Annotated in this window: 19 protein-coding genes; 1 reads left to right on the plus strand and 18 read right to left on the minus strand. The window is 69.3% G+C overall.

Annotation, left to right across the window (positions count from 1 at the left end; all coding sequences use genetic code 11):
• Positions 1 to 16 precede the first annotated feature (16 nt).
• The 16 genes from hisB to AC1IQ6_RS00865 all read right to left on the minus strand — a co-directional run bounded on the left by hisB (position 17) and on the right by AC1IQ6_RS00865 (position 14,270).
• Positions 17 to 604, minus strand: coding sequence for an imidazoleglycerol-phosphate dehydratase HisB (hisB, locus tag AC1IQ6_RS00790; protein ID WP_102773026.1), 588 nt, complete (start codon positions 602 to 604; stop codon positions 17 to 19).
• A gap of 1 nt (position 605) precedes the next feature.
• Positions 606 to 1,706, minus strand: coding sequence for a histidinol-phosphate transaminase (hisC, locus tag AC1IQ6_RS00795; RefSeq protein ID WP_111826197.1), 1,101 nt, complete (start codon positions 1,704 to 1,706; stop codon positions 606 to 608).
• Positions 1,703 to 3,007 (minus strand): histidinol dehydrogenase, encoded by a 1,305-nt coding sequence (hisD, locus tag AC1IQ6_RS00800; RefSeq protein ID WP_209165512.1) that lies wholly within the window; start codon positions 3,005 to 3,007, stop codon positions 1,703 to 1,705. The genes hisC and hisD overlap by 4 nt, the downstream gene beginning before the upstream one ends.
• Positions 3,008 to 3,061: 54 nt before the next feature.
• Positions 3,062 to 3,736: an ATP phosphoribosyltransferase gene (gene hisG, locus AC1IQ6_RS00805; protein ID WP_102773029.1), complete on the minus strand. Its 675-nt coding sequence runs from the start codon at positions 3,734 to 3,736 to the stop codon at positions 3,062 to 3,064.
• The gene (gene murA, locus AC1IQ6_RS00810; RefSeq protein WP_111826195.1) at positions 3,733 to 5,001 is read right to left on the minus strand and encodes a UDP-N-acetylglucosamine 1-carboxyvinyltransferase; all 1,269 of its coding nucleotides are present in this window, start codon (positions 4,999 to 5,001) and stop codon (positions 3,733 to 3,735) included. The genes hisG and murA overlap by 4 nt, the downstream gene beginning before the upstream one ends.
• The gene (locus AC1IQ6_RS00815) at positions 5,001 to 5,246 is read right to left on the minus strand and encodes a BolA family protein (protein WP_059376809.1); all 246 of its coding nucleotides are present in this window, start codon (positions 5,244 to 5,246) and stop codon (positions 5,001 to 5,003) included. The genes murA and AC1IQ6_RS00815 overlap by 1 nt, the downstream gene beginning before the upstream one ends.
• 5 nt (positions 5,247 to 5,251) lie before the next feature.
• Positions 5,252 to 6,064, minus strand: coding sequence for an ABC transporter permease (locus tag AC1IQ6_RS00820; protein ID WP_485865652.1), 813 nt, complete (start codon positions 6,062 to 6,064; stop codon positions 5,252 to 5,254).
• Positions 6,061 to 6,867, minus strand: a complete 807-nt coding sequence (locus AC1IQ6_RS00825) for an ABC transporter ATP-binding protein (protein WP_102773034.1) — start codon at positions 6,865 to 6,867, stop codon at positions 6,061 to 6,063. Before AC1IQ6_RS00825 ends, AC1IQ6_RS00820 begins: the two co-directional genes overlap by 4 nt.
• A 168-nt stretch (positions 6,868 to 7,035) precedes the next feature.
• Entirely contained in the window at positions 7,036 to 7,662 is a 627-nt protein-coding gene (locus AC1IQ6_RS00830; RefSeq protein WP_102773035.1) for an MlaC/ttg2D family ABC transporter substrate-binding protein, read from the minus strand.
• 40 nt (positions 7,663 to 7,702) lie between these two features.
• On the minus strand, positions 7,703 to 8,515 hold the full coding sequence (locus AC1IQ6_RS00835; protein ID WP_102773036.1) for an MlaA family lipoprotein: 813 nt from the start codon (positions 8,513 to 8,515) through the stop codon (positions 7,703 to 7,705).
• Between the two features lie 79 nt (positions 8,516 to 8,594).
• The gene (gene mlaD / locus AC1IQ6_RS00840) at positions 8,595 to 9,092 is read right to left on the minus strand and encodes an outer membrane lipid asymmetry maintenance protein MlaD (RefSeq protein WP_102773037.1); all 498 of its coding nucleotides are present in this window, start codon (positions 9,090 to 9,092) and stop codon (positions 8,595 to 8,597) included.
• 12 nt (positions 9,093 to 9,104) lie between these two features.
• Complete coding sequence (gene mlaE, locus AC1IQ6_RS00845) at positions 9,105 to 9,893, minus strand: lipid asymmetry maintenance ABC transporter permease subunit MlaE (RefSeq protein ID WP_102773038.1); 789 nt, start codon at positions 9,891 to 9,893, stop codon at positions 9,105 to 9,107.
• Positions 9,890 to 10,726 (minus strand): ABC transporter ATP-binding protein, encoded by an 837-nt coding sequence (locus AC1IQ6_RS00850; protein WP_102773040.1) that lies wholly within the window; start codon positions 10,724 to 10,726, stop codon positions 9,890 to 9,892. Before AC1IQ6_RS00850 ends, mlaE begins: the two co-directional genes overlap by 4 nt.
• A gap of 245 nt (positions 10,727 to 10,971) precedes the next feature.
• A complete protein-coding gene (locus tag AC1IQ6_RS00855; protein WP_485865653.1) occupies positions 10,972 to 12,033 on the minus strand; it encodes an NAD(P)H-dependent flavin oxidoreductase in 1,062 nt (353 codons plus the stop codon).
• 18 nt (positions 12,034 to 12,051) lie between these two features.
• Positions 12,052 to 13,029, minus strand: coding sequence for a Bug family tripartite tricarboxylate transporter substrate binding protein (locus AC1IQ6_RS00860; RefSeq protein WP_111826194.1), 978 nt, complete (start codon positions 13,027 to 13,029; stop codon positions 12,052 to 12,054).
• On the minus strand, positions 13,026 to 14,270 hold the full coding sequence (locus AC1IQ6_RS00865; RefSeq protein WP_485865654.1) for a YbfB/YjiJ family MFS transporter: 1,245 nt from the start codon (positions 14,268 to 14,270) through the stop codon (positions 13,026 to 13,028). The genes AC1IQ6_RS00860 and AC1IQ6_RS00865 overlap by 4 nt, the downstream gene beginning before the upstream one ends.
• A 65-nt stretch (positions 14,271 to 14,335) precedes the next feature.
• Between AC1IQ6_RS00865 and AC1IQ6_RS00870 the strand changes: the two genes are divergently transcribed.
• Complete coding sequence (locus AC1IQ6_RS00870; RefSeq protein ID WP_111826192.1) at positions 14,336 to 15,214, plus strand: LysR family transcriptional regulator; 879 nt, start codon at positions 14,336 to 14,338, stop codon at positions 15,212 to 15,214.
• On the opposite strand, the gene AC1IQ6_RS00875 is transcribed toward AC1IQ6_RS00870, so the two are convergent.
• Positions 15,202 to 15,840, minus strand: coding sequence for an OmpW/AlkL family protein (locus AC1IQ6_RS00875; protein ID WP_485865655.1), 639 nt, complete (start codon positions 15,838 to 15,840; stop codon positions 15,202 to 15,204). The genes AC1IQ6_RS00870 and AC1IQ6_RS00875 overlap by 13 nt on opposite strands.
• 189 nt (positions 15,841 to 16,029) lie before the next feature.
• Positions 16,030 to 17,496, minus strand: coding sequence for a glutamate synthase subunit beta (locus tag AC1IQ6_RS00880; protein WP_102773053.1), 1,467 nt, complete (start codon positions 17,494 to 17,496; stop codon positions 16,030 to 16,032).
• Positions 17,497 to 17,498: the final 2 nt, after the last annotated feature.

Below are 17,498 nucleotides of genomic sequence, written 5' to 3' on the forward strand. Positions count from 1 at the left end.
CGGTGGATCGCGAACGTTACAGCACGCCCTTGGTGGAGGGCACGGCGTCGCCCATGCGGGGATCGACTTCCAGGGCCATGCGCAGCGCGCGGCCACAGGCCTTGAACACGGTTTCGGCCTGGTGGTGGGCGTTGAAGCCGCGCAGGTTGTCGATGTGCAGCGTGATCAGGGCGTGGTTGACCAGGCCCTGGAAGAATTCGCGGGTGAGGTCCACGTCGAAGTCGCCGATGCGCGCGCGCGTGAACGGGATGTGGTATTCGAGGCCGGGGCGGCCGGAGAAGTCCACCACCACGCGCGACAGCGCTTCGTCCAGCGGCACGTAGGCGTGGCCGTAGCGGCGCAGGCCGGCCTTGGTGCCGGCGGCCTTGGCGATGGCCATGCCCAGCGTGATGCCCACGTCTTCCACCGTGTGGTGCGCATCGATGTGCAGGTCGCCCTCGGCCTTGATGTCGAGGTCGATCAGGCCGTGGCGCGCGATCTGGTCCAGCATGTGGTCGAGGAAGGGCACACCGGTGTCGATCGTCTGCTTGCCGGTGCCGTCGAGGTTGACGGCCACGCGGATGCGGGTTTCGTTGGTGTTGCGGGTGATTTCTGCGGTACGCATGTTAAGCACTCAGAATCTCTTGCAGGGCACAGAGCAAGGCGGCGTTTTCGGCCGGGGCGCCCACCGAGATGCGCAGGCAGTCGGCCAGTAGCGGATGGGCGTTGGAAAAGTTGCGAATCAATATTTTGCGCGTTTTCAGGGCTTGATGCACGGCGTTGCCGTCCAGCTTGCCGGAAAAGCGTACAAGCAGGAAGTTGCCCGCGGACGGGAACACGCGCACGCCGGGCAGCGCCGCCAGGGCCGCGGCCAGCGGTTCGCGGTCGGCGCGCAGGCGCGCGGCCTGCTCGTCGAGCACCGGCTTGTGGCGCAGTACCGCGGTCAGCGCGGCCTGGGTCAGCACGTCCAGGTTGTAGGGCGGGCGGACCTTGTCCAGTTCGGCGATCCAGTCCGGGTGGCCGGCCAGGTAGCCGAAGCGCAGGCCGGCCAGGCCGATCTTGGACACCGTGCGCATGACGAGCACGTTGGGGGCGTCCAGCACCCGCGGCATCCAGGTGGCGTCGGTGAACGGCTGGTAGGCCTCGTCCAGCACCACCAGCCCGGGGGCGGCGGCGATGATGGCGGCGATGGCGTCGTCGGGCCACAGGCCGCCGGTGGGATTGTTGGGCACGGCCAGGAACACCACCTTGGGCTGGTGCGCTTCGATGGCGGCCAGCATGGCGGGCAGGTCCAGCTCCAGATCGGCGGTCAGCGGCACGCCGACGAAACGGGCGTGGTCGAAGCGCGCGGCCATGTCGAAATACACGAACGAGGGCCACGGCGACAGCACGGCCTCGCCGGGATTGCAGCAGGCCTGCACGATGAGGTGGATGAGCTCGTCCGAGCCGTTGCCGAACAGCAGGCCGGCGGCCTCGGGCACGCCGAAAGCCGTTTTCACGGCCTGCCGCAGGGCCGACAGGTCCGCCGCCGGATAGCGGTTCAGCGGCGTGTCGCGCACGGCGCGGGCGATGTCGTCGCGGACTTGCGGCGGCAGCTCGTACGGGCACTCCATGGCGTCGAGCTTGATGCAGCCTTCGGCGTGGGCCACGGGGTAGGCGGCCAGTTCGCGGATGTCCGCGCGGACCGTGCCGGCGATGCGGCCGGCCACGCCTGCCGCCGGGCTCATGGCTGGTCGATCCGGTACTGGGCGCTGGCGGCGTGCGCCTGCAGGCCCTCGCCCAGCGCCAGTTCGGCGGCGATGCGGCCCAGCGTCTGGGCGCCCTGGTGCGAGACCTGGATCAGGCTGGAGCGCTTCTGGAAGTCGTACACGCCCAGCGGCGACGAGAAGCGGGCGGTGCGCGAGGTCGGCAGCACGTGGTTGGGGCCGGCGCAGTAGTCGCCCAGCGCCTCGGAGCTGAAGCGGCCCATGAAGATCGCGCCGGCGTGGCGGATCTGCGCGGTCCATTGCTCGGGCTGCTCGGTGGAGATTTCGAGGTGCTCGGGGGCGATGTCGTTGGCGATGCGGCAGGCCTCTTCGAGGCTGCGGACCTGGATCAGCGCGCCGCGGTTGGCCAGGCTGACGCGCAGGATGTCGGCGCGCGGCATGGTGGGCAGCAGGCGCGCGATGGCGGCCTCGACCTCGTCGATGAAGGCGGCGTCCGGGCACAGCAGGATGGACTGCGCGAGTTCGTCGTGCTCGGCCTGCGAGAACAGGTCCATGGCGATCCAGTCGGCCGGCGTCTTGCCGTCGCAGATGACCAGGATTTCGCTGGGGCCGGCGATCATGTCGATGCCGACCACGCCGAACACGCGGCGCTTGGCGGCGGCGACATAGGCGTTGCCGGGGCCGACGATCTTGTCCACGGCCGGCACGGTGGCGGTGCCGTAGGCCAGCGCGCCCACGGCCTGCGCGCCGCCGATGGCGAACACGCGGTCCACGCCGGCGATGGCGGCGGCGGCCAGCACGATAGGGTTGCGCGCGCCGTCGGGCGTGGGCGTGACCATGACCAGTTCCTGCACGCCGGCGACCTTGGCCGGGATGGCGTTCATCAGCACGGACGAGGGATAGGCGGCCTTGCCACCGGGCACGTACAGGCCCACGCGGTCCAGCGGGGTGACCTGCTGGCCCAGCATGGTGCCGTCGGCTTCGGTGTAGGTCCAGGTCTCGGCGCGCTGGCGCTCGTGGTAGCTGCGCACGCGGGCCGCGGCGGCCTGCAGCGCGTCGCGCTGGGCGGCCGGCAGCGCGGCCAGCGCGGCCTGCCAGTCGGCTTTGGGAATCTCCAGCGTGGCGGCGGACGCGCCGGGCATGCGGTCGAAGCGCTGCGTGTATTCCACCAGCGCGGCGTCGCCGCGGGCGCGCACGTCGGCCAGGATGCCGGCGGCGGCGCGGTCGATGGATTCGTCCTCGGTGGCCTCGAAGGCCAGCAGCTTGGACAGGGCGGATTGGAATCCGGGATCGCGGGAATCGAGACGATTGATCAGGGCCATGGCGTCATGGGGCAGGCGGGGTGGCGGCCGCCGCGGCGTCGCGGCGGGCGGAAATCAGGCGTTGCGGGCGGAGGCTCTTTCGAAGGCGTCCAGCAGCGGTTGCAGGCGCGCGCCGCGGGTCTTGAGCGCCGCCTGGTTCACGATCAGGCGCGAGGAGATCGGCATGATGTCTTCCACGGCGACCAGGTCGTTGGCGCGCAGCGTGCCGCCGGTGGACACCAGGTCGACGATGCAGTCGGCCAGGCCGACCAGCGGCGCCAGCTCCATCGAACCATACAGCTTGATGATGTCGACGTACACGCCCTTGGACGCAAAGTGTTCACGGGCTGAATGCACGTACTTGGTGGCCACGCGCAGGCGCGCGCCCTGGTGCACCGCGCCTTCGTAGTCGAAGCCCTTGCGCACGGCCACGGCCAGGCGGCACTTGGCGATGTTCAGGTCGATCGGCTGGTACAGGCCGCCGGGCTGTTCCTTGGCGTGCTCGATGAGCACGTCCTTGCCCGCGATGCCCAGGTCGGCCGCGCCGTATTGCACGTAGGTGGGCACGTCCGAGGCCCGCACGATGATCAGGCGCAGGCCGGGATCGCTGGTCGGGAGGATGAGCTTGCGCGAGCTTTCCGGATTCTCAGGCACGTCGATGCCGGCCTCGGCCAGCAGCGGCATGGTCTCTTCGAAGATGCGCCCTTTGGACAGGGCCAGGGTCAGGGGGGCGGGCGTGGCCTCTTTCATGCCGTTTCCTTGCCGGTAACGCGTTGGATGTTCGCGCCCAGGGCGCGCAGTTTCACTTCCATCTGGTCGTAGCCGCGATCCAGGTGGTAGATGCGGTCGACCAGGGTTTCGCCTTCGGCCGCCAGGCCGGCGATGACCAGGCTGGCCGAGGCGCGCAGGTCGGTGGCCATGACGGTCGCGCCCGACAGGCGCGGCACGCCGCGCACGATGGCGGTGTGGCCGTCGATGCTGATGTCGGCGCCCATGCGGCGCAGTTCCTGCACGTGCATGTAGCGGTTCTCGAAGATGGTTTCGACGATGACCGAGGTGCCTTCGGCCACGGCGTTCAGGGCCATGACCTGGGCCTGCATGTCGGTGGCGAAGCCGGGGTATTCCTGCGTGCGAAAGCCCACGGCGCGCGGGCGCGAGGACATGGCGCAGCGGATCCAGTCGGGGCCGGTCTCGATGGCCAGGCCGGCCTCGGCCAGCTTGTCCAGCGTGGCGCCGAGGATGCCGGGGTCGGTGTTGCGCAGCACGATGTCGCCGCCGGCCGCGCCCACCGCGCACAGGAAGGTGCCGGCCTCGATGCGGTCGGAGATGACGCGGTGGTCGGCGCCGTGCAGCCGGTCCACGCCGTCGATCACGATGCGGCTGGTGCCGTGGCCCTGGATGCGCGCGCCCATCTTGATGAGCAGCTCGGCCAGGTCGACCACTTCGGGTTCGCAGGCGGCGTTATCCAGCACGGTCCGGCCTTCGGCCAGCACGGCGGCCATCAGCAGGTTTTCGGTGCCGGTGACGGTGACCATGTCGGTGCGCACGGTGGCGCCCTTCAGGCGCTTGGCGCGCGCCACCACGAAACCGTGTTCGATGCTGATTTCGGCGCCCAGCGCGGCCAGGCCCTTGATGTGCTGGTCCACAGGACGCTGGCCGATGGTGCAGCCGCCGGGCAGGCTGACGCGGGCCTCGCCGAAGCGCGCCAGCAGCGGGCCCAGCACCAGGATCGAGGCGCGCATGGTCTTGACCAGTTCGTAGGGCGCTTCGAGATTGTCGACCTGGTTGGCCTGCAGCGTCACGGTCGCGTCGGCGCCGCGCTCGGCGCGCATGCCCATGCGGCCCAGCAGGCGCAGCATGGTGCCGGTGTCGTTCAGGTGCGGCACGTTGCGCAGCGTCACCGCGTCGGCCGTCAGCAGGCCGGCGCACAGGATGGGCAAGGCCGAATTCTTGGCGCCGGAGACGGCGACTTCGCCGTGCAGGCGCGCGCCGCCGGTGATGCGTAGCTTGTCCATTATTTGCCCGCTTGCTGGTATTCGGCGGGCGTCAGGGTGCGCATCGACAACGCGTGGATCTCGGCCTTCATGCGGTCGCCCAGCGCGGCGTAGACCAGCTGGTGGCGCTGGATCAGGCGCTTGCCTTCGAAGGCGGCGCTGACGATGACGGCGTCGAAATGCGAGCCGTCGCCCTGCACGTCGAGATGTTCGCAGGGCAGGCCGTCCGCGATGTATTGGCGGACTTGCGCGGGAGTGGGAAGCATGGACGTCAGTTCCTGAGTTTGTAGCCGCTGGCCAGGAGCCGCAGCGCGTAAAGCGTAAGCGCGAGGAACACCCCCGTCACCACCGCCAGGCTGCGCCAGGGGGAGACGTCCGACACCGAGAAGAATCCGTAGCGGAAACCGTCGATGGTGTAGAAGATGGGGTTCCAGTGGGACACGCCCTGCCAGAAGGCCGGGAGCGTATGGATTGAATAGAATACGCCGGACAGGAAGGTGGCCGGCATGATCAGGAAATTCTGGAAGGCCGCGAGCTGGTCGAATTTCTCGGACCACAGGCCGGCGATCAGGCCCAGCACGCCCATGATGCCGCAGGCCAGCACGGCGAACACGATCAGCCACAGCGGATTGGCCGGCACCAGCGACACGAAGAACAGCGCCACCACCCACACGCACAGGCCCACGGCCAGGCCGCGCACGATCGCCGCCAGCACGTAGGCCGCGAAGATGTCGCGGTGCGACAGCGGCGGCAGCAGCATGAACACCAGGTTGCCCGTGATGCGGCTCTGGATGAGCGAGGACGAGGGGTTGGCGAACGCGTTCTGCAGCATGCTCATCATCATGAGCCCGGGGATCAGGAATGCGGTGTAGGGCACGCTGCCGTACACCATCACGCGGCCTTCCAGTACGTGGGCGAACACCAGCAGGTACAGCAGCGCCGTGATGACGGGCGCGGCGATAGTCTGGAAGCTCACCTTCCAGAAGCGCAGCAGTTCCTTGCGCAGCAGGGTGGGAAAGCCGGAGCCCGCGTCCAGGAGGGGCTGCACCAGCGGCTGGCCGGCGCTTGCGATGGGCTGGGTCATGACGGGATCTCTTCGGGTTGCGGGGCGGCGGCGGGGTCGTCCTGGTGCATGATGCGCACGAACGCGTCTTCCAGGTCCACGCCGCCCACGCGGGCCAGCAGGGCCTGGGTGGTGTCCAGCGCCACGATGCGTCCGCCCTTGAGCATGGCGATGCGCCCGCACAGGGCCTCGGCCTCTTCGAGGTAGTGGGTGGTCAGCATGATGGTGTGGCCGGCGCGGTTCAGGCGCGAGATGAATTCCCACAGCGTGCGGCGCAGGTCCACGTCCACGCCCGCGGTCGGCTCGTCGAGCACGATCACGGGGGGGCGGTGCACCAGCGCCTGCGCCACCAGCACGCGGCGCTTCATGCCGCCGGACAGCGCCCGCATGTTGGAATCGGCCTTGTCCGCCAGCCCCAGGTTGAAGAGGATTTCATCGATCCAGTCGTCGTTCTTGCGCAGGCCGAAATAGCCGGACTGGATGCGCAGGGTCTCGCGCACCGTGAAGAAGGGGTCGTAGACCAGTTCCTGCGGCACGACGCCCAGGGCTCGCCGTGCCGACTTGTAGTCGGCCACGACGTCGTATCCACAGACCGTGGCGCGCCCGGCGGTGGCGTGCGCCAGCCCGGCCAGGATGGAGATCAGGGTGGTCTTGCCGGCGCCGTTGGGGCCGAGCAGGCCGAAGAACTCGCCGTGCTCGATGTTGAGGCTGACGTTGTCCAGGGCCTGGAAGCCCGATCCGGACGCATGCCCGAGGAGCTTGCGCCAGCCGCTGGCGCGCGGCGAGTAGATCTTGGAGACGTTTTCTAGACAGACGGCTGACATGACGGGAGGGAGTGGCCCGAAAAGAGCGAATTGATCATTATATAAGCGCCCTGCCGCGGCATATGGGGATGGCCCCGGCGCGCGTGGGGACGGATGGTTTATCTGTCCCTGAAATAATCGGCCCGGCGGGCCTGAGGGCGCGCCGGGCCGGACCAGCCTGCATCGGGATCACTGGTTGCGCTGGTTCAGCGCCTGGATCAGGCCGTCGATGCCGTTCTGGTTGATCTGCTGGGCGAACTGGTTGCGGTAGTTTTCGATCAGCCAGATGCCTTCGACGTTCATGTCGTAGATCTTCCAGCCCTGGGCGGTCTTTTCCAGGCGGTAGTCGACGCCGGTCGGCTGGCCGTTGGCCTGGCTGATGAGCGTGCGCACGACCACGTCGTCGGCCTTGGGGTCGCCGCGAAACGGCAGCGTGCGCACGGTGGTGCTGGGCGTGACGCGGGTTAGCGCGCCGCTGTAGGTGCGCACCAGCGTGCCGCGGAAGGCTTCGGCCAGGGCGGTCTTCTGCTGCGCGGTGGCCTGGCGCCAGTAGCGGCCGGCGGCCAGGCGGGTGGTCTTCTGAAAGTCGACGTAGGGCAGGATGTGCTGGTTGACGACCTCGTTGATGCGGGCCGTGTTGCCGGCCTTGACCGCCCCGTCGGCCTTGAGCACGTCCAGGGTTTCGTTGGCGGCGGCCAGCACGAACTGCTCGGGCGGGCCGTTGGGGTCGGGCTTGGCCTGCGCGCCGGCGGCGGCCAGGCCCAGCAGGCTCGCAAAGGCCAGGCGCTGCAGCAGGGAAACAAAAGAAATTCGCATCGGGACTCCTTACAGGTACTGATGGCGCGGTTGCGCGGCCTTACTGGGCCGCGGGTTGCGGCGCGGGGGCCGCGGCAGGGGCGGCAGGCGCCGCCGCGGCGTCCTCGCCCTCGTCGTCTTCGTAGTTGGGCAGCGAGGACTCGTCGTCCACCTTGTGGCCCAGCACCATGGCGGCGCGGCGCTGCAGGTAGGCGTCGCGCACGAAGCTGTACGGGTCGAGCGCCACGCGGTCGACCGTGTCGGTGGCGTCGAGCAGGCTGGCGCGCGTGTCGACGATGCGCAGGCCCCACAGCGAGTTGCGCAGGCGCACGTTGTCGATGGCGTCCACGCCCATGTAGCCGTAGGTGGTGCCGGCGTAGTCGCCGATCAGGCCGGCGCCGTCGCGCACGGTGGACGAGCCGAAGAACGGCAGCACCAGGTACGGGCCCTGGCCGAAGCCCCAGACGCCGAGCGTGGTGCCGAAGTCGTTCGGGATGCGGCGCGCGCCGTTGGCCGAGGCCACGTCGAAGCAGCCGCCCACGCCCATGGTGGTGTTGAACAGGAAGCGGCCCAGCGTGTTGACGAAGTCGTGGCCGCGGCCCTGCAGGAAACTGTTGGCGCCGGACCAGAGGTCGCCGACGTTGCTGAAGATGTTGTGCACACAGCTGCGCACCGGTTCCGGCGTGACGTAGGTGTAGGCCTGCGCCACCGGCTTGAAGACCGCGCGGTCGACCGTGTCGTTGAACTTGTAGATGCCGCGGTTCATGCCTTCCCAGGGATCGCGGGGGTCCGGGTTCTGCGGCGCGGCGCAGCCCGCCAGCAGCGCGCCAGCCGCCGCGACGGTGGCAATCCGGGAAATCGCTTTCTTATTCATGATCAGGGCATCCGTTTCGGTATTTCTTATGATATTGCGTGCTAGGGCGCGGCTTGTTACCGCGTCTTTCTCATTGTCTTCAATTTGGCGCGGGCGCGGCCGATTCCGGCGAACTCGTGCCCTGCTTCTCGGCCGATCCGTACAGGAACTGGCTGATCAGCTGTTCGAGCACGACGGCGCTCTGGGTGTAGCGGATCTTGCCGCCGTCGGCGAAGTTCTCCTCGTCGCTGCCCGCCGTCAGGCCCAGGTACTGCTCGCCCAGCAGGCCGGAGGTCAGGATGGAGGCCGACGAGTCCTTGGGGAACTGGTAGGCCGTTTCCAGCTTGACCGATACGACCGCCTGGAAGGTCTTGTCGTCGAACGAAATGCCGTCGACGCGGCCCACCACCACGCCCGCGCTCTTGACGGGCGCGCGGACCTTGAGGCCGCCTACGTTATCGAAGTTGGCCGTGACCGTATAGGTCGGGGCGAAGGAAAAGGTGCTCAAGTTGCCGGCGCGCAACGCCAGGAAAGCCAGCGCGACCGCGCCCAGCAATACGAACAGCCCTACCCAGAAGTCGGTTTTTTCGCGTGACATGATCGATCCGTTTCAATTTCCAAACATCAAGGCGGTGAGCAGGAAGTCCAGCCCCAGCACCGCCAGCGAGCCCACCACCACGGTGCGCGTGGTGGCGCGGGCGACGCCCTCGGGAGTCGGCTTGGCCTGCCAGCCTTCGTAAAGCGCGACCAGCGTGACCGCGACGCCGAACACCAAGCTCTTGATGACGCCGTTGGCCACGTCCTTCAGGACGTCCACGCCGTTTTGCATCTGCGACCAGAAGGCGCCGGCGTCCACGCCGATCAGGACCACGCCCACCACCCAGCCGCCCAGGATGCCCACCATGGAGAACACCGCGGCCAGGATGGGCATGGCGATGACGCCGCCCCACAGGCGCGGCACCAGCACCCGGCGTATCGGGTCCACCGCCATGACTTCCATGGCCGCGAGCTGCTCGCCGGCCTTCATGAGGCCGATTTCCGCGGTCAGCGAGGTGCCGGCGCGGCCGGCGAACAGCAGCGCGGTGACGACCGGGCCCAGCTCGCGCACCAGCGACAGCGCCACCAGCAGGCCGAGCGCTTCTTCGGAACCGTAGCGGTTCAGCGTGTAATAGCCCTGCAGCCCCAGCACGAAGCCCACGAACATGCCGGACACGGCGATGATGAGCAGCGAATAATTGCCGATGAAATGAACCTGCTGCGACACCAGGCGGGGGCGCGACAGGGCGATGCCGCTGCGCGCCAGCAAGGCGTTGACGAAGCGGGTGAAGTAGCCGATGCCGGTCACCTGGGCGTGCACCCAGCCGCCCAGCGCGCCGATGGGATTGCGCGATCCGCTCATGCCTTGCGCCTCTGTTGTTGCGAAAGCCACTTCTGGAAAGCCGGCGTTTCGGGGTACTGGAAAGCGACCGGGCCGTCGGGCTCTCCCTTGAGGAATTGCTGCACGTAGGGGTCCTGCGAGGCCGCCAGCGTCTGCGGGGTGCCGGCGGCGGCCAGCCGGCCCTGGCCCACCAGGTAGACCTGGTCGGCGATGGCGAAGGATTCCTGCACGTCGTGCGTGATCAGCACGGAAGCGCAGCCGAGGCGGTCGGCCAGGTTGCGGATCAGGCGGGCGGTGATGCCCATCGAGATCGGGTCCAGGCCGGCGAACGGTTCGTCGTACAGAATCAGTTCGGGTTCCAGCACCACGGCGCGCGCCAGCGCCACGCGCCGCGCCATGCCGCCGGAGATTTCGGAAACCTTGAGGTGCGCGGCGGCGCGCAGGCCCACCGCGTCGAGCTTGTCCAGCACGCGTTCGGTGACTTCGGCCTCGGCCAGCCGGGTGTGTTCGCGCAGCGGGAAGGCGACGTTCTCGAAGACGTTCAGGTCGGTGAAAAGCGCGCCCTGCTGGAACAGCACGCCCATGCGGGTGCGCAGCGACTGCAGTTCGGCGCGGCTGACGCCGGCCATGTCCTGGCCGAAGGCCAGCACGCGGCCGCGCTGCGCGGTGAGCTGGCCGGTGGCCGCGCGCAGCAGCGTGGTCTTGCCCGAGCCCGAGCCGCCCATGATGGCGACCACCTGGCCGGCGCGCACGTCCATGGAAATGTCGCGCAGCACGGTGAAGTCGCCATAGCCGAGCGCCACGCCTTCCAGGCGCAGGGCGAATTCCGGGGTGCTGCTGGTTTGAGCGGGCATGGGCAACGAAAGCGTATTTCGGCGGCGGAGCTTGCCTTGCTGTCTGTTCGACACGTCTGGCGAAGCATGGGGCCGGCGCGGACAAGACAGGCGGCGTCGGGAAGCGCCCTGTTACTCAGATACCGGGAGACAAAGCGAGGCCCTGGCTCCCGACGGCGAGGCGCCATTGTAGCCCGACGCATAGCAATCACAACGCGACAGGCTGTTCGTGGAACAGTGTTTTCGACTCGGGGAACAATCCCTGCCTAGCGCCGCGCCTGGGCGGCCGCCGTCTCCCGGGACAGGCGGGCGATCAGGTCCGCCGTGCTTTCGCGGCGGGCCAGCGGCGCGCCCTGGCCGGCCCACAGGGACAGCACGTCGAGGTTGCCCGCCTTGCCGCCGGCCGTGCGCATGGGCCGGGTCAGCGCGTTCTGCAGCGGATACGGCAGGATGTCGGCGGCGATGGCCTCGGCGTCGCGCATGAAGGCGTTCTCGATGCCGCGCGCCGGCCGCCCGGAAAACGCCCGGGTCACGCGCGACTGTTCCGAGCGCGACACCGGCAGGGCCGCCTTGTAGGCCTCGCCGATGCCGGATTCCTCGGTGGTCAGGAAGGCCGTCCCCATTTGCGCCAGGTCGGCCCCCAGCGCCAGCGCGGCGGCGATGCCGCGTCCGTCCATGATGCCGCCGGAGGCGATCACCGGCACCGAGACGGCGTCGGCCACCTGCGGCACCAGCGCCATGGTGCCGATCAGCGATTCCTCGAAGCCGCCCAGGAAGGTGCCGCGATGGCCGCCGGCCTCGGCGCCCTGGGCCACCACGGCGTCCACGCCGTCCTGCTCCAGCGCCACCGCTTCGGCCACCGTGGTCGCGGTGCCGACGGTCAGGATGCCGAGCTCGCGGCAGCGCGCCAGCGCCGCCGCCGGCATGCGGCCGAAGGTGAAGCTGAAGACCGCCGGGCGGGCCCGCAGCACCGCCTGGATCTGTTCGGCCAGCGGATCGGGCTGGGGTTCGGGCGCGGCCGGCGCGTCCAGGCCCAGCTGCTGGTGGTAGCGCGCCATCAGCGCCAGCATGCGCGCGGCGTCGCCGCGCATGGGCTGCTCGGGCACCGAGGCGAACAGATTGATGGCGAATGGCCGCGGCGTGCGGGCGCGGATCGCCTGCGCCGCGGCCTCGATCTGGGCCGGCGTCATGTAGGCCGCTCCGAGCGAACCCAGGGCTCCCGCCGCCGATGCCGCGGACACCAGCTCCACCGTGGTGGCGCCGCCGGCCATGGGGGCCTGGACGATGGGGTGGAGCAGCTTGAGCAGATCAATCAGTCGGGATGCCATGGGGGGACTCCTGGAAGGTTATTGAAGCTGGATGTTTCCGGCCTTGATGACTTTCGCCCACTTCTCGGTTTCGCTCTTGATGAAGGCGCCGAATTCCTCGGGCGTGCCGCCGCCGGCCTGGCTGCCGGTGTCGGCGATGGCCTTCTGCACCTCGGCGTCCTTCAGGATGCGGTTGAACTCGGCGTTGAGCTTGGCGATGATGGGCGCCGGGGTGCCGGCCGGGGCGACGATGCCCTGCCAGTTGTACGACTCGAAGCCGGGCAGGCCCGATTCGGCCATGGTGGGCACGTCGGGCAGCACGGCCAGGCGCTTGGCCGAGGTCACGGCGATCGGGTGGATCTTCTTGCCCTGGATGGCCGGCAGCGCCGAGTAGCCCATTTCGAACATCATCGAGATATGGCCGCCCATGAGGTCGGTGGCGGCCAGGCTGCCGCCCTTGTAGGGCACGTGGATGATGTCGATGCCGGCCTGCTCGCGGAACATCTCGCCGGACAGGTGGTGGGCGCCGCCCACGCCGGACGAGCCGAAGGTCAGCTTGCCGGGCTCTTTCTTGGCCAGCGCGATCAGGTCGGCCAGCGTCTTGACCGGCAGGTCGTTGTTCACGCTCAGCACCAGCGGGCTGTTTTCGATCAGGACGATGGGCGCCAGGTCCTTTTGCGGATCGTAGGGCATGTCCTTCATCAGGGTCGGGTTGACGGCCATGGGCGCCAGGTTGCCGGTGCCGATGGTGTAGCCGTCCGCGGCGGCGCGCGCGATCAGGTTGGTGCCGACCACGCCGCCCGCGCCCGCCTTGTTCTCGACCACGACGGGCTGGCCCAGCGAGTCGCCGAGCTTGCGCGCCAGCAGGCGCACGCGGGTGTCGGCGAAGCCGCCCGGCGCGTAGGGCACGATCATGGTGATGGGTTTGCTCGGCCAGTCGGCCGGCTGGGCCTGGGCGGCGCTGCCCAGGGCGGCGACGGCGGCGATGGCGGCGATCAGGGGACGCAACGGTTTCATGCTGGGAACTCCTCTTTATGCTTTCTTGTGGAACAGCCCTGCGGGCCGACCGCATTATGCCCAGCACTTCCGTCGTCTGTCGTGATTTTTCCCAGGCGCCAGGCCGACAGGCCCAGCAGCGCCGCGCTGCCGCCCAGCACTTGCGGCAGGCCCGCGCCCCAGTGCGCGGCCGCCGCGGCCAGCAGCGGACCCAGTATCTGGCCGGCGGCGAAGGCGGCGGTCATGAGGGCCGCCGCGCGCGGGGCGGCCGCGCCGGCGCCGCGCCGCGCGGCCAGCATGCCGGCCTGCGTGATGACCATGAAGGTGCCGCCCACCAGCAACGCGGCCAGGATCACGGCGGCGATGTGCTGCCACAGCGCCGAGGCCAGCATGCCCAGGGCCATCAGCGCCTGCGCGGCGCGCCAGACCTGCCTGTGGTCGCGCCCACGCCCCAGCCGCGGGACCAGCAGGCAGGAGGCCGCCGCGGCCAGCCCGAACAGCGGCCAGGCCCAGCCGAAGACGGCCGGGTCCGCAATGGCCTGCTTGGCCATCACGGGCAGGAAGGTGGCGGGGATGATGTAGCCCACGCCGAACACGCCGTAATGCAGGGCCAGCCCAGGTATGCCGGCAGGCAGCGCGGCGCCCGCGGCGGCGGGCGTGGGCGCCACGGGCGCGGCGCGGCGGCGCATGCCGGACCAGGCCGCCGCCGACAGCGCCAGCGCCAGGGCGCCCAGGGCGATCCACAGCATGTCCGCGTTCGCGCCGAGCGCGGTCAGGGCCAGGCAGGCCAGGCCGGTGAGCGCGATGCCCGCGCCCACGCCGGCATAGGCCACGGCCGAAGCGCCCGCCTCGCGCGGGTCGCCGGCCGGCACGGGCCGCCAGGCCGCCACGCAGATGAAGGCGCTGGCGCTGGCGTAACCCGCGGCCAGCCGCAGCGCGCACCAGGCCGCCATTCCCGGCCACAGCGGCATGGCCAGGGTCAGCGCCGCCACGGCCAGCAGGCTGGCGGCCAGCATGCCGCGCAGGCGCCGCGGCGGCCAGGCGACGGCGGCCAGGGCGCCCAGCAGGTAGCCGGCGTAATTGGCCGAGGCCAGCCAGCTGCCCTGCGCCAGCGACAGCCCGGCTTCCTGCGCCATGGCGGGCCAGACCGGCGTGAAGGCGAACCGGCCGATGCCCATGGCGGCGGCCAGGGCCAGCGCCGCGGGCCAGGCCAGCGCGGCAGCGCCGCGGGGCGGCGGGAGGGGCGAAGCAGGCGTTGACATGCCCCCTACTCTAAGGCTGTACTAATATCTTTAATAGTGAATTATTCAGAACACGAGTTCTTGAAATGAGAAACTTGGACCTCGACGCGCTGCAGATATTCAAGGCGGTGGCCGACCAGGGCGGCGTGGCGCGCGCCGCCGCGCACCTGAACCGCGTGCAGTCCAATGTGTCGACCCGCCTCAAGCAACTCGAAGCCGAGCTGCAGACGCCGCTCTTTCGGCGCCAGAACCGCCGCCTGGTGCTGTCGGACCAGGGCCGCGTGCTGCTGTCCTACGCCGACCGCCTGCTGCGCCTGTCGGACGAGGCCCAGGCCGCGGTGCGCGAGGGCGCGCCGCGCGGCGTGCTGCGCATCGGCACCATGGAAAGCACCGCGGCAGCGCGCCTGCCGCCCATTCTGGCGGCCTACCACGCGGCCTGGCCGCAGGTGCGCATCGAGTTGGTGACGGGCACTTCGGCGGCGCTGGCCGAGCAGGTGCGCGGCTACGCCATCGAAGCCGCTTTCGTGGCCCGGCCGTTTCCGGCGCAGGGGCTGGCGGCGATGGACGCGTTTCGCGAAGAGCTGGCGCTGATCTCGCCCGCGGCCTGGGGGCCGGTCGGGCGGGCGCAGGAATTGAGCGGGCGCAGCGTCATCGCGTTCGCGGCGGGGTGTTCGTACCGCCGCATCCTGGAGTCATGGCTGAACCAGGAAGGCGTGACGCCGGCCAACGTGATGGAGTTCGCGTCGTATCACGCCATCGTGGCCTGCGTGGCGGCCGGATCGGGCGTGGCCATCGTGCCGCGTTCGGTGCTGGAGGTGCTGGGGCCGGCGCATTCGGTGCGCATCGGCGCCCTGCCCGGCTCCCATGCGCGCGCCCTGACCCAGCTGGTCTGGCGCGCCGACGACGACACGCCGGCGCTGCAGGCGTTGCGCCAGGCCTTGCAACAGGCCGCTCAGAAGCGGTAGCCCACGCCCACCGTGGCGACCCACGGGTTGATGCGGGCGGTGCCGATGTGCTGGCCGTCCAGCTTCACCTTGGACGAGATGTCGATGTAGCGGATGTCCGCGTTCATGAACCAGCGGTCATTGATCTTGATGTCCGCGCCGAGCTGCGCGGCCACGCCCCACGAATCCTTCAGCTTCAGGTCCGAGCCGCTCAGCGCGCCCTTGATCTGGGTGTCGAAGAAGGTGGTGTAGTTGATGCCGACGCCGATGTAGGGCTGGATCATGCTGTCGGGCAGGATGTGCCATTGCAGGCTCAGCGTGGGCGGCAGGTGCTTGGTGGTGCCGATCTTGCCCAGGCCGCTGCCGCGGATGTCGTGCTGGAAGGGCCAGGCGCCGAGCAGTTCGATGCCGATGTTGCGCGTGGCCATGTAGGTGAGCGTGAAGCTGGGGCGGACGTTGTTGTTGACGTCGAGCTTGACGCTGCCGTCGAGCACGCTGCCGTTGTTGGAGGCCGGCATGACGCTGGTGGCGCCAACCTTGACCAGCACGTCCCCGGCCTCGTGCGCATGCGCGGGGGCGGCGAGCGAGGCGGCGGCGATCAGGCCGGCGATGGCGGTGGCGCGGACGTGGCTGTGCAGCGAAAACATTTTCCTCTCCGATCTTTTCTGGGGTTGAGCAGCTAGGTTCTCAAACCTGCTCCGGACCCCGGTTGACGCGTGTCAAACCGTGAAAAGACCGCAAGGAAAAAGTGGTTATGTTGCAACAAGTCGTAGCACGACCCATGAAAAACGCCGCCGCGCGCTTTCGCGCCGGCGGCGTCGCATGCTGCGCCAGGCTCAGCGCGGCAGTTCGCTCGACCCCATCAGGTAGGCGTCCACGGCGCGCGCGCACTGGCGGCCTTCGCGGATGGCCCAGACCACCAGCGACTGGCCGCGGCGCATGTCGCCGGCGGCGAAGACCTTTTCCACGTTGGTGCGGTAGTCGTCGGTGTTGGCGCGCACGTTGCCGCGCGCGTCGCGGTCCACGCCGAAGGCGTCGAGCACGGTCTGCACCGGCGACACGAAGCCCATGGCCAGCAGCACCAGGTCGGCCTTGATCTCGAACTCCGAGCCTTCGACTTCGCGCATCTTCATCTGGCCGGTGGCTTCGTCCTTGAACCATTCGACGCGCGCGCCGACCAGTTTCTCGACGCGGCCGTTGCTGCCCTTGAGCAGCTTGGTGGTCACCGACCAGTCGCGCTCGCAGCCTTCCTCGTGCGAGGACGAGGTGCGCAGCTTGAGCGGCCAGTAGGGCCAGGTCATGGCCTTGTTTTCCGACTCGGGCGGCTGGGGCATCAGCTCGAATTGCGTGACCGAGGCCGCGCCGTGGCGGTTGCTGGTGCCGACGCAGTCCGAACCCGTGTCGCCGCCGCCGATCACCACCACGTGCTTGCCCTTGGCCAGCGTCTGGTTGGCCAGGCGGTCGCCGGCCACGGCCTTGTTCTGCTGGCGCAGGAAGTCCATGGCGAAGTACACGCCGGACAGCTCGCGGCCCGGCACCGGCAGGTCGCGCGGGGTTTCCGAGCCGCCGCTCATCACCACGGCGTCGAACTCGGCCAGCAGCGATTCGGGCGTGCGCACCGTGAGGCCGTCGGCCACCGGGTCGCTGGGGTTGCCGATATAGGTCGAGGGCGCGAACTCCACGCCTTCGGCCTCCATCTGCGAGATGCGGCGGTCGATCTGGTGCTTTTCCAGCTTGAAGTCGGGGATACCGTAGCGCAGCAGCCCGCCGATGCGGTCGCTCTTTTCGAACAGGGTCACGGAATGGCCGGCGCGCGCCAGCTGCTGCGAGCACGCCATGCCCGCCGGGCCGGAGCCCACCACCGCGACCTTTTTGCCGGTCTTGCGCGCCGGCACCTGCGGCGTGACCCAGCCTTCGGCCCAGCCCTTGTCGATGATGGCGTGCTCGATGGACTTGATGCCCACGGCCTCGCTGTTGATGTTCAAGGTACAGGCGGCTTCGCACGGCGCCGGGCAGATGCGGCCGGTGAATTCCGGGAAGTTGTTGGTGGAGTGCAGCACGTCCAGCGCGCGCTTCCAGTCCTGGCGGTACACCAGGTCGTTCCAGTCCGGGATGATGTTGTTGACCGGGCAGCCGTTGTTGCAGAACGGGATGCCGCAGTCCATGCAGCGCGCCGCCTGCTGCTTGGCCTGCTCGTCGGTCAGGTGCAGCACGAACTCGCGCCAGTTCTTCAGGCGCTTCTGCGGGGCCTCGGAGGCCTCCTGCAGGCGCTGGTATTCCATGAATCCGGTGATCTTTCCCATGA

The sequence above is a fragment of the Achromobacter sp. MUI-25009338 genome, from assembly GCF_057359325.1.